Raw genomic sequence first — 15,225 nt, forward strand, 5'->3', positions numbered from 1 at the left:
TTTTTAAAAAACGGTGTCCGCCGGGAAAAGTATTTATATCATTTTTCACTTTTAGAACTGAATTCTTTGAATTCGTTCGTTTTTGAATCTTTCAAAAAAACCATCAACGAAGCCCGGTAGTGTAGTGGTCAATCATACGGGACTCTGGATCCTGTAACCTCGGTTCGAATCCGTGCCGGGCTACTCATTTTTATTTTTCATTTTATTTCGTTTCGATTATTTTCTCGTTTCTATTATCTATTTCTATTCTTTCTGTTTCTATCTTTACTGTTTCTGTTTTCAGGTTCAGTTTGCATCTACAGTTGACTATTTTCAAATTTCAGTTTGCATCTCTGCTTCTCTCTCATCTTTTTTGAGATATCCGCAAATTCAGACGCGAAACGCGTCTGAATTAGCGGGGCAACGCCGGACAAAACTACTAACAATACAGGTCTTTCCTATTCCGTTTTCCAATCCGTTTCCAACAATACAGGTTTTTCCTGTTCCGTTTTCTCAACCTGTTTCCAACAATACAGGTTTTTCCTGTTCCGTTTTCTCAACCTGTTTTCAACAATACAGGTTTTTCCTGTTCCGTTTTCTCAACCTGTTTCCAACAATACAGGTCTTTCCTGTTCCGTTTTCCAATCTGTTTCCACAAATACAGGTGTTATCTTGCTCCAACGGCCGCAACAGCCGCCGCCATGAGAGGTCCCTCCTTTTCAAAGATTCACCTCAAAGCCGCCGGTTTTTATTTTTGCGTTCGCAAAAACAAAAACCAACCCCGGTTTCATTCTTTAAACAATATTTTCTGTCTAAATATTTTATATTTTATGAAAAAAACAATTTTTCGACAACAGTTCAAAATCTCTCTCAAAATGACACATCCATCTGCATGTGATTTCGCTGTGACGAAAATTAAAACGGGAGTGAACAAAATATAAATAGAACGGTTTGACATTAACACATCACATCAAAAATCAAAATCATAAAAATATGTTTAAAGTTAAAAAATAACGGAGTTTTACAATTTGTATCTGATTGTCACGGAAAAAGAAACCGCCGCCAAAAGAATTGCGGCGATCCTGGCGGAAAACAAAGTGAAAAAGGTGCGCTACCCCAAGCTCGGGGTCGAAACGTACGAATTTTCGTACGGCGGACACGAACGAACGGTCGTGATGGGACTGTCGGGACACGTCGTCGGCATCGATTTTCCCAAAGAATACAACAACTGGCAAAAAAATTCGGCGAAAGATTTGATTGACGCCGACATTATTGTCACCACCACCAATAAAAAAATCGTCACCGCGCTCAAAGTCATCGGCAAAGACGCCGACCTCGTCACCATCGCGACTGACTACGACCGTGAAGGCGAATTGATCGGCGTCGAAGCGCTTTCGCTCATCCAATCCGCCAACCCGGACGTCAAGTTCAACCGCGCGCTTTACAGCGCCATCACGCCCAAAGACATCACGCACGCTTTTGAAAATTTGACAACCGTCAATTTCAACCTCGCCGACGCCGGCCACTCCCGCGAAGTCATCGATTTGGTGTGGGGCGCCTCGCTCACGCGATATATCTCTCTTTGCGCCGGCCGCCTCGGAAAACTGTTCTTGTCTGTCGGCCGCGTCCAGTCGCCGACGCTCGCCCTCATCGTCGAACGCGAAAAAGAGCGCGAAGCCTTCGTTCCGGTCGACTATTGGGAAATTGAAGCCACGCTGGAAACCAAAAAGAAAGAGCCGTTCGTCTCGGAATATCATCTCAACCGCATCTTTGAAAAAGAAGTCGCTGAACGCATCTTCAAAAATGTCGTTGTCGGCGGCACCGCAAAAGTCGCCGCTGTCGAAGCCAAAGAACGCAAAGAAAAGCCGCCGATCCCGTTTAACACGACCGAATTTTACGTGGCCGCCAACGCCGTCGGCATTTCCGTCAACAACGCCAAACGCATGTATCAAACGCTTTACGAAGCCGGTTACCTTTCTTATCCGAGAACGGACAGCACGATCTATCCGGAAAGCCTTGAATTGCGCACCTTAATCGAAATGTTCATCGGCACCGAGTTCGAAGTTTACGCCAAAGAACTGCTCAAGCAAAAAGAGCTCACGCCGATGCAAGGCAAAAAAGAAGATCCGGCCCACCCGCCGATTCACCCTGTGGCGCCCGCCAAGCGCTCCGACATGAAAGAAGACGAGTGGAAAATCTATGAGCTCGTCGTCCGCCGTTTCCTGGCCACATTCGCCGGCGAAGCGGAATGGCACACGCTGCGCGTCAACATCGATATCAACGAAGGGGAAAACAAAGAAGAATTCAAAGTCAACGGCTCCCGCCTGACCAACGAAGGCTGGCGCTGGTACTACCCGTACAACAAACCCGAAGACCGCCTCCTGCCGGAGTTGGCGCAAGGCGACCAACTCAAAGTCGCCAACAAAGAATTCTTTGAAAAAGAAACCCAGCCGCCGAGCCGTTATGGCCAGGGCCGCCTCATCCGTCTCATGGACGATTTGGGCCTCGGCACAAAAGCAACGCGTGCCGACATTATCAACAAGCTCACGTCCAGATATTATATTCACGGCAATCCGCTCCAGCCGACAAAAATGGCGTACGCCGTCGTCGATACGCTGGAACAGTACACGCCGACCATCGTGAAGCCGGACATGACGAAGCAGCTCGAAGAAGACATGGACAAGATTTCGGAAGGAAAAATCAAAGAAAGCGACGTGCTGGCCGAATCCCGTGAAATGCTGAACAAGATTTTTGAAGATTTGGAAAAGAACAGCGAAGAAATCGCTAAGTCCCTCCAATCCGGTCTTCTGGAAGACAAAATCGTCGGCCAATGCCAAAACTGCGGCTGCGATCTCATCATCCGAAAATCAAAGAAAGGTTCCCGTTTCATCGGCTGCAGCGGTTATCCGGAATGCAGTTACTCGCTGCCGCTCCCAAGAACCGGACAAGTTGTCGTGACCGACAAAATGTGCGACGAGCACAACATGGCGAAAATCAAAATCATCACCGAAGGCAAACGCCCCTGGGAATTCGGCTGCCCCGCCTGCAATTTCAGAGACTGGGAAAAGCAGAAGGAAGACGCCGACAAAAGCGGCCGGACCATGATTCCGTTCGGCGAAGCCGTGAAAAAAGCTCAAGCCCGCGCCAAAGCCAAGAGCAAATCGGAAACGCCGGAAACCCTTTCAGACATCAAAGGGCTCGGCGAAGCGTCCCTCAAAAAGTTAAACGACGCCAAGATTGAAACATTGGAAGATTTAGCGGCCGCCAATACGGAAAAGCTGGCCAAAAAGACCGGCATCAGCGTCAAAAATATTGACAAATGGAAAGAAGCGGCGAAGAATGCTCAGCAAGCAGAAGAGTAAAAATTTACAGTGAGCATTTGTAAGGTTTCTAACATTTTCTTCTTCAAATCACGCAAACCATCCCGAAAAATCAACCGAAAAATTCCGTCGCTTCGCTAGGAATTTTTCAAGGGCGGTGGAGGCCTGTTTCCGTAAGTTCGCTTCGCGACCGGCTCCCTGCGGTCGCGGAAAATAAATTCAACTAAATTAACGATCCCAAGCAAACCCTCCCGAAAAATCAAACGCTTTGCGTTTGATTTTCTCGGAATACGATGTAATGTGATGGATACAATAGCAGTAGATACAAACCGTAAAGTTAACAACTAATGGTACAAACTGAAAAACCAACAACTGCCGGTGCAATCTGTAATTAAAAATCAGTTGGTGCAAACTGTAAAACTAACAACTGCAGGTGTAAGTTATAAATTACAATCAGTAGGTACAAACGGAATCTGTAAAGTAATATCTATCTCATTATACTGCGAAATCCGCAAAATACAAACGCTATCGCGTTTGATTTTGCGGGTTGGTTTGCTCGAATCAGAATAAATCGGCAAAATTATTTTTTAGGATTAAAAATGGAACTTCAATTTTTAGGCGCTTGCCGTGACATCGGCCGCTCCGGGATTCTTGTCAACGGAGAAATTCTTTTCGACTACGGCATTAAAGTCGGCGAGGTCACCGAATATCCGTCCGGCTCCGTTTTTCCGAAAGCCGTATTCGTTTCTCACGGACATTTGGACCATGCCGGCGCGATTCCGGGACTTGTTCGTTATATGCCGGCGCCGCGGTTTTTTATGACGCCCCCAACGGCATCGCTTTCAGAAATGCTGGCGCGGGACACGCTCAAAATCGCCGCTGCCGACGGCGACTTTTGTCCGTTTATGGAAGACGATCTGCCCACTCTTTTTCGGCAAACAACTGAGATTGACCCCGGAAAATCATTTGATTTATCCGAATATGACGAATTGAACTTGAATATGGATTATAAAGTCCGTTTCTTTGACGCCGGCCATATTCCGGGCGCGTCTTCCATCTTTTTGAAGGAAAAAATGGGCGACGGCAAAAGCGTTTATTACACCGGCGACGTCAACCACCAAGACACGCGTTTGGTCGGAAAAGCCACAGAAGCCGCGCACGCCGACGTGCTCATCATCGAAAGCACCTATTTCGGGCGCGACCATCCGCCCCGCGCGGAAACCGAAAAGCGGTTTATCGAAGACATTTATGAAACCATCAACCGGGGAGGTTCTGTTCTGATTCCGGCATTTGCGATCGGACGGACGCAGGAAATTCTGATGTTGCTGCACGCCAACGGTATTTCTCCGTACATCGAAGGCATGGGCGTTGAAGCTTACAACCGCTTGATTCGATTCCCAAACTATTTGCGCGACAAAAAAGAATTGGTAGAAGCGTTTCAAAGCGCGATTAATCTGCAGCAAAAAGACAAAATTAAATCCGGCGGACACCACCGTCATGCGCCGCTGCATGGTTCCGTTATTTTGACGACGTCAGGCATGCTGGAAGGCGGACCGGCGCTTTATTATTTGGAAAAATTGAAAAACGACCCGCGGTCCCGGCTGATGTTTACCGGATATCAAGCGGAAGGAACAAACGGACGGCAAATCTTGAATTCCAAGTTCTTTGAAAAAGACGGCAAAATTCACCACATCAATATGCAAGTCAACCGATATGATTTTTCGGCGCACTCCGGCGATAAAGATCTCAAAAAGTTTGTGAAAAGCTTTTGCAAAAACGGAACGGAGAAGGTGTTCTGCGTTCATGGGGAAAACACGGAAGAATTCGCAAAATGGGTTGAAGAAAATGTCGGCGTTGAGGCGTTTGCGCCGGAAATAGGGGATAAGTTTGTGATTTAATTTTCAGATTTTCTTTTTCCTCCTCTTTTTCCTTCTCTTCCTTTTCATTTTTTAATTTTCATATTTTTAATTTTATTTTTTAAATCTTGGGTCAGATAATTTTCAATTATTCCGTCCACAAATACTTGTATTTGTCCAAAAACGCATACTGTTCTTGTTCCCGTTCCCGCTTGTAAATCATGGCGGCCGGATGGAATATTTTTAAAAGCATTTTACCGTCTTTTGTCTTTTTGAGTTCGCCCCAGCCGACGCTTTCTCCAAATGCTTTTTCGGCTGTATTTCCGAGCAGAATGATGACGGTCGGGTTCATGAGATGCAGCTGTTCCGTCAAAAATGGGCGGCAAATCTCGATTTCCTTCGTCGTCGGCGTCCGGTTTTCCGGGGGGCGGCATTTCAGCGTGTTGATCACGGCCCAGTCGCCGTCTTTCATTTCCATGTAATTGATCATTTTGTCGAGCAGTTTTCCGGCGCGGCCGCAGAACGGGACGCCGGTTTCGTCTTCATTTTTGCCGGGCGCCTCGCCGATAAAAACGACTTTCGGGTGGTTGGAGCCTTTGGAGATCACTTTGTTGGTGACGGTCAGGTGCAAATCACAGCGCCTGCACGCTAAAATCCGTTTGTTGAGGTCGTCGAATTCGGAATTGGTTGAACCGCCGTCTTCCTCTTCTAAAAAAGAATTTAAATCAACAGGTATAAGTTTCATAAAACCAAAAAGAGTTTAAATTATATATATTAACACTTCATATAGAAAGCACTTCAGCCTCAATCATTCTTTATATATTTTTAGTTATAAAATTCCAGACGGAGAAATCTTTCATGAAAGTCATTGTTGTCGGCGCCGGTGAAGTCGGTTACAACATTGCGAAAATTATGTCCGAAAAGAATGACGTGATCGTCATTGAAAAGGACACGGAGCGTGCGGCTCGCGCCAACGAGCTCGACGTCGGAATTGTTGTCGGGAACGGCGCGAACGTCGATCTCCTCAAAAAATTACCCTCTTTTGATTTATTTGTCGCCGTCAGCAGCAACGACGAAATCAACATCTTGGCTTGTTTGGCCGCCAAAGCCGTGTCCAAGGGAAAAGCCAAAACGATTGCACGTGTCAGCAACCCCGATTATATTAAAAAACCGATTTCCACCCGAACCGAAGTCGGTATCGACGTCATGGTTTGCCCGGAATTGGCATTGGCGTCTGAAATTGCGGAACTTTTGTATTTGCGCGGCGCCGTTGACGCCGAACTGTTTGCGGACGGCAAAGTGGAAATGGTCGTCTTCCAGATTTCCGAAAAGAATCCGCTCATCGGCAAACCGTTTAAGGAACTGGATATTTCAAAACGCTGCATCATCAGCGCGCTCATGCGTCAAAGCGAAGTTATTATTCCCGGCGGCGACAGTTTTCTCATGCCGGGCGACAACGCGATCGTCATTTGTAAAACGGAAGATATCGACCACATGCAGTCCGTTTTTTCTCCGGAAGAAGAATCCGGCAAAAAGAAGCGGAAGAAAATTTTGCTCATCGGCTGCGGCGACGTTGGTTTGTACTTGGCAAATCTGATTGATAAAGATCCCGATGTGGATTTAAAAATAATCGAACAAAACGAGGACCGTTGCCTGGAAATCGTGGACCTGCTCCCCAACTCGCTGATTCTCAAAGGGGACGCGACAGATATTGATTTACTCAAAGAGGAAGACGCCGGCGGTTCAAATGTCGTGGTCGCCGTCACTGACAGCGACGAAAAAAATCTGCTGTGCGGCCTCATGACCAAACACTTCGGCGCGCAAAAAGTGATTGCCCGAACCAGTCATCCGGATTACATTCCGGTTTTTGAAATGGTGGGCGTCGATATCGCGCTCAGTACCCGCAACGCAACGATTAACGAAGTTCTCCGGCTGACGTCCGGAACCGGCATTGAAACGCTGAGGGCGGTCCCGCAGGCGAAATCCGAAATATTGGAGTATCACGCCACCGAAAAATCAAAAATTGTCGGGACGCCGCTTAAAAATCTGGATTTTCCCAAAGACGCCATTATCAGCATGGTGGTCCGCGGCGACGAACAAATCGTCCCGAACGGAAACCTGGTTATTCAGCCGGAAGACCGGGTGATTTTATTTTCAAAACCGGAAGCTTATTCCAAGTTGAGTAAGCTGTTTAAGTAATTGAAAAGTTAACCCATTTAATCAAAAACAAAAGCAATTTTAAAAAGAAATGCGACATAAAGATCGAGTCTATCGTTTCCGGTATCTTCAAAAATGTGCGCCATAACGCGCGCAGGCCGGCGCAGAAAAAAACAAACAAAAAATCCATAAAATCAAAAAAGATTATTAGGCGGCCGGTTCATGAACTATCACAACATTTTATCGATTATCGGAAAAGTGTTGCTCATTTTGGCCGGCGTCCAAATTCTTCCGCTGGCGGTTGCCATTTATTACGGAGAATCCATTGTTCCGTTTGCCGTTTCAATGTTTGCGGCGCTTGTGATCGGTTATATGCTTCACCGTTTTTCAAAACCGGACAATGACGAATGGATGATTCGTGAAAGTTACGCCGTCGTCGCGCTCAGTTGGCTTTTTTGCGCGTTTTTTTGCGCGATTCCTTTCCTGTTTGCGGGACTTTCACCGCTCAACGCTCTTTTTGAATCCATGTCCGGCGTCACCACGACCGGGTCCACAATCTTATCGGATATTGAATCTTATTCCCGAAGCATCTTATTTTGGCGCTGTTTCATTCAATGGCTCGGCGGTCTCGGTATTATTGCGCTTTTCATTGCCGTGATTCCGAAAGTCAATCTGCGCGGCCGCCAGCTTTACAAAACGGAATTTTCCGGGCCGACCGAAGACAAAATCAGCCCAAAAATCAGCAACACGGCCAAGATTTTGTGGGTGCTTTACATCGGCATCACGTTGGTTTTAGTCGTCATTTTGCTGGCGCTCAATATGTCTTTTTACGACGCTGTCGTCCACTCGTTTTCCACAATGGCCAGCGGCGGTTTTTCGCCGTACAACGACAGCATCAAGCATTTCGGCGATTTTAAAATCGAAATCGTTCTGACTGTTTTTATGCTGATTGCCGGAACGAACTTTGCACTGATTCACAAATCTTTGACAAAAAACATCCGCTACCTCTTCCGTGATGAAGAATTCAAGGCGTACATTCTGTTTTTCGCCGTCATCGTCGGTCTTCTCTCGATTCTTCTCATCCGGGACATGGATTACGGCGTTTGGGAATCCCTGCGTTATTCCGCTTTCCAGATCAGCAGCCTGATGAGCACCACCGGTTTCGTCAGCACGGATTATAATGTTTGGAGCGACGCGGCGAAAATGGTTTTATTGTTGGCGATGTTTACCGGTTCTTGTTCCGGCTCCACGTCCGGCGGTCCGACATTTGTCCGCTGGCTGATTATCATTCGCCATTCCCGCCGGGATATTTTTAAGTTCCTGCACCCGAACGCCGTCCGCCCGATCAAATACAACGGCAAAAGCCTTCCGGAAGACCTGGTTCATTCCGTTCTCTCGTTTATGTTTCTTTATTTGATGGTTTTCGCCATCAGCGCCGTTCTTCTCTGCATTCTCGGCTTGGATTTCGTCACTGCCGTCACGTCGTCCATCACGTCGCTCGGCAACGTTGGTCCGGCCTTCGGCGCCATGATCGGTCCGTTTGATAACTTCGGCATTCTTCCGCCATTGTCGCGCATCATTCTGATTGCCAACATGTGGATCGGCAGACTGGAACTGTATACCGTTCTTTTGCTGTTCACGTCGGAATTTTGGAAAAAATAAATATTTTCATTATTGTTTTTACTTTTTTAACGCTTGTTTTTACTTTTTGTTTGCGTGCCGGCGCCGCGCGCGTTGTGGCAATCATTTCGCCGGCGGTCTGCAAAAAACGGGGATTGTTTTTTAACGGCGGTCACCTTCCCGTTTCAGATTCATTGCAAGCGGATACCGTTTCATTGGCGAATTTTTATATAGAAACAAGGTGTCTTTTTGAGGTATGGAACTCACAACGATTCTTTTAGGGATCATCGGTTTTATTGTCCTGATGATTGTCGTTGCCGCCATCGGTTGGTATGTCGGCAAAAGAAAATTCAACCAACTTCACGGCGTCCAAAAGGAGCCGTCAAGCAAGGATAAAAAGAAGAAAGAAAAGCCAAGCAAAGCCGCTCAAAAAGAGGCAAAAAAGGAATCCGCTTCCTCGGAAATGATTCCGTCCATCTCCGAAGACCCGAAATCGGGGTCCAAAGCGGAAGAATATGCCGCCGACGATGGAAAAGTTTTGGAATGGAAACCGCCCAAAGCCGGTGAATCCGGACCGTCGGCAACAGCCGCAACCTCAACGGTGTCCACCGCTTCCGCCGCTTCTGCCCCAACAGCCGGTTCCGCTGCAACAGCCGGTTCCGCAGCGCCTGCAGCTGCAGCCGTTGCCACAGGTGCTGCCGTCGGCGCCGCAGCCGGCGCTGCCGCGATGGCGTCCGACGATTCTTCTTCCGAATCCGCCGGCGGATCCGGTCCGGCCTCATCTCCCGATTTATATTCTTACAAACCGTCCCGTCCGTCCGGTTCGCCGTCCTCTTATCCGTCGACCAACATTCCGAACGACCCGAACCGGGCGATGGATCCTGACGCAAAAATCGGAATCGTGGGCTCGTCCCGGACGACCATGCCGCAAGAAGATTCCGAATTCATCGTTCCACTGAAAAAGAATGACAGCAAACCACAATCGCAATCGCAGCCGCAACAGTCGTATGCAGCTGAATCGTCTTCTTTTGACACCAAAATGGACAACGCTGCTCCGGTTTCATCGCCTTCCCGTCCGTCGGCGCCGGCCGCAAGCGCCCCGTCCAATGATATGGATGACAAGAAAAAATACAACCACAAATATGCTTACTTTGACTCCGTGATGGCGACAGATAAAGAAAATGAAGCTCACGAAGCTGAAGTGCAATCTGCCGCAGCCGTTTCGGAGCCGGAACCTGTTTCCGCTCCGGCTGCCGACAAAGCGCCGGTCACACAGGCAACGCCGACCAGCGACGGTCCGAAAAAGACGCAGTTTATCGATGTTGATTTGTTTGAAGACGACGACGATGGTCTCCAAAACGACACCGTTGCCAGCAAATATACGTTTGACGGCGATTTCGAAGAAGAATACACATCAAAAGTCGACGACAGCAAAGATCAAAACAAAGAAGAAAAGAAAAAAGAAGGTCTGGATGACGCTGAACCCGAATACTGATTCGGGTTGGTTCATTTCTTTTTTTATTTTTTTCTTTCTTCAGTTTTTCCTTTTTTTTATTTTTCTTTTTTTTGCGGGCGGCATGCGCGCGCGTTACGGCGACACTTTTTTTGTGTTTTTAAAAACTCAGGGATGGTTTTTGGAGAATCAAGCAAGCCATCCCGTAAAATCAAACGCGATAGCGTTTGTATTTTACGGATACCGCGGACATATACAATCTGAAACTGTAAACGACAAGGTGCAAATCGGATTAGGAAACAACTGTATTTTTGGAAACTGAAGGTGCAAACTGAAATCTAAAAACAGTTAACTGTAAGGTGCAAATCGGAATTTAAAAATAGTGAACTGTAGGTGCAATTGGAATTTAAAAATAGTAACCTATAGGTGCAATTGGAATCTAAAAATAGTTAACTACAGATGCAAATTGGAATTTAAAAATAGTAACCTGTAGGTGCAATCCGTATTTTCAAATCAATGTATCTTACTGATGGGAATCCGCAAAATACAGACGCAAAGCGTCTGATTTTGCGGGGTTGCTTGCTTGAATTATTCAAAAGCCAATCGATATTTTTATTAAACTCAAACAAAAATGAGTGCCATAACGCGCGTGCACGTTGCCCGTTAAAAATCAAAAACATAATCCAACAAAATCAAAACAAAAAACAAAAGCATTTATCCGCCTTTAATCCATTTTTATTAGTCAAGTATTTATATTAACTTTCACACTTCATATTATTCCGCATCTGTCATCTTTAATTTATTTCAATTATTCATTCGGAGAGCTTCAAATGCCTGTCAAAAAAATCGCGTCCGATACGCTTGATTTTATCTTGGAATCCTGCAAAGCGTCCCATCCACACGAATTCGGCGCGCTGTTGGAAGCGGACGGCGACATTATTACCAATGTTATTTATTTGCCGGGAACGGAGGCGACCAACCAAAGCGTCAGCATCAACACATGGATGCTTCCGAATATGAGGCACGCCGGTACGGTTCACAGCCACCCGAGCGGCGTGGCCCGCCCGTCCGAGCAGGATCTCATCTTCTTCCAAACCGGAGAAATCAACATCATCGTCGGGAGCCCGTACAAACGCAATTCCTGGAATGCTTTTGACCGCGGCGGAAATCCGATTCAAGTCGAAATTGTCGACTATGATTTTCCGGATGAAGACGACCTGATGGATGACGATTTTTAAGACTACTATTATAAAAATAGAAGCAATCGAAATGATAAACATAACAAAAACGATAAAAATAACAAAAACAATATTTTTCGCATCTCTGAGGACCTTATGATTGATCTTTCCACGATTCCGCAGTCTCCCGGATGTTATATCTACCGGAACAAAGATCAGGAGATCATTTATATCGGCAAAGCGAAAAATCTCAAAAAACGCGTGTCCAGCTATTTTCAAAAACGAGACCATGATCCGAAAACCCGCGTTTTGGTTCGGAATATCGAGTCTGTCGACTTTATTTTAACGGAAAATGAAGTTGAAGCGCTGATATTGGAAAATACGCTTATCAAAAAACACAAGCCGAAATACAACATCGATTTGAAAGACGCGAAAAATTACGCCTTTATTCATTTGACCGGCGATGATTTCCCGAGAATCGGTATTCTCCGGAAGGCAACGACGCAGGGAAAATTGTACGGACCGTTTGTGTCCGCCGCCGATCGCGATGTGGTTTTGGACGTGGTCAAAAAAACGTTCAAATTGCGGTCTTGCCGGAATATGCCCAAACGCGCTTGCCTGCGTTACCACATCGGTCATTGCAGCGCGCCTTGCATCGGAAACATCAGCAAAGCCGATTATCAAAAAAATATCGATAAAGCCGATTACGTTTTGCGCGGCAATACGGACGAGCTGATTCAAACCCTTCACGAGGAAATGGGCAAATATTCCAAAAGTCAGGAATTTGAGCTGGCAATGGAACTTCGGGATCAAATTTCTTCGCTCGAATATTTGAAAACCCGCCAAAACATGGAGCGGCGCATCAATCACGATGAAGACGTCATCAACTACATCGTCCGGAAAAATAAGATTTACATCATTGTTTTTAATGTGATCAAAGGAACATTGGTCGGCCGCGAGGAGTTCGCTTTCGACTACAGCCGAAATTTCCTGGAAGAATTTTTGGTTCAATATTATTCCGGCCACGAAACGCCGGCCGAGATTATTTTGCCGGAAGAATCCGAGATTTTGGAAGAGGAAGCCTATACGGGAGAAAGCGGGTATTGGGATACGGACACTGAAACGGGAACGGATTCCGTGGATGAACAGAACGCCGTGAAAACAACACCTTCTAACTCTGAACCTGTTTTGGAAAACGCTGCTGTTACTGTTGCCACTGTTACAGATTCAAGTGCAGATACTTCTTCAAAACCCAATGCTAAATCCAAATCCAAAAATAAGGGCGACGACATCGCAGATGCTGCTGATGAAAACGAATCCGTTGCCGATGAAAAAACAGGCCGGGTCAGCCAGTCCCTCATTGATTTCCTTTCCCAGCGCCACGGAAAAACTGTCAAAATCACGGTTCCGAAACGGGGCGACAAAAAGGTTCTTTTGGATTTGGCGGAGAAAAACATCGAATTGGCATTCTTCGGGTCTATTTCAAAAGCGGAAGAACTCGGCCGCCGCCTGATGCTTCCGAAAACCCCGAGCGTCATCGAGTGTTTCGATATTTCTCACCTGTCGGGAACAAATACGGTCGCTTCCATGGTTCAATTCCGGGATGGGCGACCTGATAAATCCAATTACAGGCGGTTTAAAATCAGAACGGTGGAAGGCATCAACGACTTCGCTTCCATCGCCGAAGTCGTCAACCGCCGTTATTCCCGGCTTTTGGATGAAAACAAGGATCTGCCGGATTTGATTCTCATCGACGGCGGAAAGGGGCAGTTGTCTTATGCGGTCGACGAACTGAAAAAATTGGGCGTTAAAACGCCGGTGATTTCGCTCGCCGAACGCGAAGAAGAAGTTTTTGTCCCGGGAATGTCCGAGCCGCTGCCGATTAAAAAGGATGAAAAGGCTTCCCTTTACCTTCAGGAAATCCGGGACGAGGCTCACCGGTTCGCGATTACGTACAACCGGCTGCTGCGTGAAAAAACGATGAGAGATTGATTCGGTTTTTCGGCGGCCGGCGGCGCGCGCGTTATGGCACACATTTTTGTTTTGAGTTCAAACCGATTCTCTTATTTTTTTCTTTACTTTCACCGGGCTCGTCAAACCTTTATATTCTCGCAAGACGTCTGAATCATAAACAATAGTACTTTTTAATGTTAAACGGAGATGGGCAATGACAAAGGATTTCGTGACGGCGGAAATGATTCAATCGGAAATGGAAGCGATGAGCGACCCAAAAAAGGCGGCTCATCATCAGCGTTTTTTTAAAACCGGCCCGGGGGAATATGGCGAAAACGACGTTTTTATTGGAATCGTTGTCCCGAAAGTCCGGGTGATTGCTAAATCCAATTACAAGAAAATCAGCCTGCCGGAAATTGAAAAACTCTTGGCATCTCCGCTTCATGAAATCCGGCAAGCCGCTTTGTTCATGCTGGTTGAAAAATATGATCAAGCCAGCCGTTTGGAAAACACGAACATCAAACCTAAATCTGAATCCAAATCCGTTCCCTCAAAAACCGACGATCCGGCCAAAGAAGCCGCCCGCGAAAAAAAGGAAATCGTGGCGCTTTATTTGGATAATTTAAAATCCGTCAACAATTGGGATCTGGTGGACGCGTCGGCGCCTCAAATTTTAGGAAATTGGTTTTTGACGACCGACCCGAAAAATCTGGGAAAAGAAACGCTGTCGAAATTGTCCAAATCCGATGATTTGTGGGAAAACCGGATCGCGGTCATGGCGACGCAAGCATATATCCGGGCCGGTATCTTTCAGCCGACGCTGAAACTCTGCGATTTATATTTGGACAGCAATGAAGATTTGATTCACAAAGCAACCGGCTGGATGCTTCGGGAAATCGGGAAAAAAGACGAAGCGGTTTTGATCGCTTATTTAGAATATAATGCGGCGGTCATGCCGAGAACCATGCTGCGGTATTCGATTGAAAAATTGACGCCCGAACAAAAGAAAAAGTATATGGGCGCCGCAAATAAAATACGTCAAAATTTGGAAATTAAAATATGATAAATATTCACTCAAAAATAACAAAATAGAAAAGTTATCAGTGGGCCCGCTGAGATTCGAACTCAGGACCTCCGCCATGTGAAGGCGACGTCATAACCATCTAGACCACGAGCCCGCCAACTGATACGAAGTGTAATACTTCCTTTTTGTATAAAACCATATTGCATGCAAACATCGGCAACATTCGGCTTTAATGTGAGTGGGCCCGCTGAGATTCGAACTCAGGACCTTCGCCATGTAAAGGCGACGTCATGACCATCTAGACCACGAGCCCTTGCTCGTCAAAAATAGAAAACTTACTATAAATATCTTTTTATCATATTTTCTTATTGCGGTTTTTGTATTTTTCGATGTCAGATTCCACATAATTTCCGGTTTCTTTCCCATCTTTTGTTCCAACAATACAGGTCTTTCTTGTTCCGTTTTCCATCTTCCGTTTCTAACAATACAGTTTTTTCTTGGTTCCGTTTTCCCTCTTCCGTTTCTAACAATACAGGTTTTTCTTGGTTCCGTTTTCCCTCTTCCGTTTCTAACAATACAGTTTTTTCCTGTTCCGTTTTCCATCTTCTGTTTCTAACAATACAGGTCTTTCTCGGTCCGTTTTCCCTCTTCCGTTTCTAACAATACAGTTTTTCTTGTTCCGTTT

At 46.2% G+C, this 15,225-nt stretch carries 10 protein-coding genes and 3 tRNA genes; 9 read left to right on the top strand and 4 right to left on the bottom strand.

Annotated elements, in window-relative coordinates; genetic code table 11:
- Positions 1-110: 110 nt before the first annotated feature.
- The 3 genes from MsAg5_RS07375 (at position 111) to MsAg5_RS07385 (ending at position 5,197) form a co-directional block, all read left to right on the top strand.
- A tRNA-Gln gene (locus tag MsAg5_RS07375) sits at positions 111-183 on the top strand.
- Between the two features lie 824 nt (positions 184-1,007).
- On the top strand, positions 1,008-3,341 hold the full coding sequence (locus MsAg5_RS07380) for a DNA topoisomerase I (protein WP_338099984.1): 2,334 nt from the start codon (positions 1,008-1,010) through the stop codon (positions 3,339-3,341).
- Positions 3,342-3,898: 557 nt separating this feature from the next.
- Positions 3,899-5,197 carry an MBL fold metallo-hydrolase gene (locus tag MsAg5_RS07385; protein ID WP_338099985.1) on the top strand — a complete coding sequence of 433 codons (1,299 nt, stop codon included), beginning with the start codon at positions 3,899-3,901 and terminating at the stop codon, positions 5,195-5,197.
- 106 nt (positions 5,198-5,303) lie between these two features.
- On the opposite strand, the gene MsAg5_RS07390 is transcribed toward MsAg5_RS07385, so the two are convergent.
- Entirely contained in the window at positions 5,304-5,900 is a 597-nt protein-coding gene (locus MsAg5_RS07390) for a uracil-DNA glycosylase (RefSeq protein ID WP_338099986.1), read from the bottom strand.
- A gap of 113 nt (positions 5,901-6,013) precedes the next feature.
- Here MsAg5_RS07390 and trkA point away from each other — a divergent pair, with 113 nt between their 5' ends.
- The 6 genes from trkA to MsAg5_RS07420 all read left to right on the top strand — a co-directional run bounded on the left by trkA (position 6,014) and on the right by MsAg5_RS07420 (position 14,579).
- Positions 6,014-7,354 (top strand): Trk system potassium transporter TrkA, encoded by a 1,341-nt coding sequence (gene trkA, locus MsAg5_RS07395; protein ID WP_338099987.1) that lies wholly within the window; start codon positions 6,014-6,016, stop codon positions 7,352-7,354.
- A gap of 180 nt (positions 7,355-7,534) precedes the next feature.
- A complete protein-coding gene (locus tag MsAg5_RS07400; protein WP_338099988.1) occupies positions 7,535-8,974 on the top strand; it encodes a TrkH family potassium uptake protein in 1,440 nt (479 codons plus the stop codon).
- Between the two features lie 214 nt (positions 8,975-9,188).
- On the top strand, positions 9,189-10,427 hold the full coding sequence (locus MsAg5_RS07405) for a hypothetical protein (protein WP_338099989.1): 1,239 nt from the start codon (positions 9,189-9,191) through the stop codon (positions 10,425-10,427).
- Between the two features lie 788 nt (positions 10,428-11,215).
- The gene (locus tag MsAg5_RS07410; RefSeq protein ID WP_338099990.1) at positions 11,216-11,623 is read left to right on the top strand and encodes a Mov34/MPN/PAD-1 family protein; all 408 of its coding nucleotides are present in this window, start codon (positions 11,216-11,218) and stop codon (positions 11,621-11,623) included.
- Between the two features lie 96 nt (positions 11,624-11,719).
- On the top strand, positions 11,720-13,555 hold the full coding sequence (gene uvrC / locus MsAg5_RS07415; protein ID WP_338099991.1) for an excinuclease ABC subunit UvrC: 1,836 nt from the start codon (positions 11,720-11,722) through the stop codon (positions 13,553-13,555).
- Positions 13,556-13,730: 175 nt separating this feature from the next.
- Positions 13,731-14,579: a DNA alkylation repair protein gene (locus tag MsAg5_RS07420; protein WP_338099992.1), complete on the top strand. Its 849-nt coding sequence runs from the start codon at positions 13,731-13,733 to the stop codon at positions 14,577-14,579.
- A gap of 41 nt (positions 14,580-14,620) precedes the next feature.
- Here the strand turns inward: MsAg5_RS07420 and MsAg5_RS07425 are convergent.
- The 3 genes from MsAg5_RS07425 to MsAg5_RS07435 form a co-directional block, all read right to left on the bottom strand.
- Positions 14,621-14,694 (bottom strand) — tRNA-Val (locus MsAg5_RS07425).
- Positions 14,695-14,779: 85 nt separating this feature from the next.
- Positions 14,780-14,853, bottom strand: a tRNA-Val gene (locus MsAg5_RS07430).
- Positions 14,829-15,143: a hypothetical protein gene (locus tag MsAg5_RS07435; RefSeq protein ID WP_338099993.1), complete on the bottom strand. Its 315-nt coding sequence runs from the start codon at positions 15,141-15,143 to the stop codon at positions 14,829-14,831. Before MsAg5_RS07435 ends, MsAg5_RS07430 begins: the two co-directional genes overlap by 25 nt.
- Positions 15,144-15,225: the final 82 nt, after the last annotated feature.

The organism is Methanolapillus africanus (genome assembly GCF_032714475.1).
In the GTDB taxonomy this organism is placed as follows: Archaea; Halobacteriota; Methanosarcinia; order Methanosarcinales; family Methanosarcinaceae; genus Methanolapillus; species Methanolapillus africanus.

What these genes read in the sequence shown, in the direction of transcription:
- MsAg5_RS07385 (WP_338099985.1), top strand. Translation starts at nt 3,899, where the DNA reads ATGGAACTTCAATTTTTAGGCGCTTGCCGTGACATCGGCCGCTCCGGG.
- MsAg5_RS07390 (WP_338099986.1), bottom strand. Translation starts at nt 5,900, where the DNA reads ATGAAACTTATACCTGTTGATTTAAATTCTTTTTTAGAAGAGGAAGAC.
- trkA (WP_338099987.1), top strand. Translation starts at nt 6,014, where the DNA reads ATGAAAGTCATTGTTGTCGGCGCCGGTGAAGTCGGTTACAACATTGCG.
- MsAg5_RS07400 (WP_338099988.1), top strand. Translation starts at nt 7,535, where the DNA reads ATGAACTATCACAACATTTTATCGATTATCGGAAAAGTGTTGCTCATT.
- MsAg5_RS07405 (WP_338099989.1), top strand. Translation starts at nt 9,189, where the DNA reads ATGGAACTCACAACGATTCTTTTAGGGATCATCGGTTTTATTGTCCTG.
- MsAg5_RS07410 (WP_338099990.1), top strand. Translation starts at nt 11,216, where the DNA reads ATGCCTGTCAAAAAAATCGCGTCCGATACGCTTGATTTTATCTTGGAA.
- uvrC (WP_338099991.1), top strand. Translation starts at nt 11,720, where the DNA reads ATGATTGATCTTTCCACGATTCCGCAGTCTCCCGGATGTTATATCTAC.
- MsAg5_RS07420 (WP_338099992.1), top strand. Translation starts at nt 13,731, where the DNA reads ATGACAAAGGATTTCGTGACGGCGGAAATGATTCAATCGGAAATGGAA.
- MsAg5_RS07435 (WP_338099993.1), bottom strand. Translation starts at nt 15,143, where the DNA reads ATGGAAAACGGAACAGGAAAAAACTGTATTGTTAGAAACGGAAGAGGG.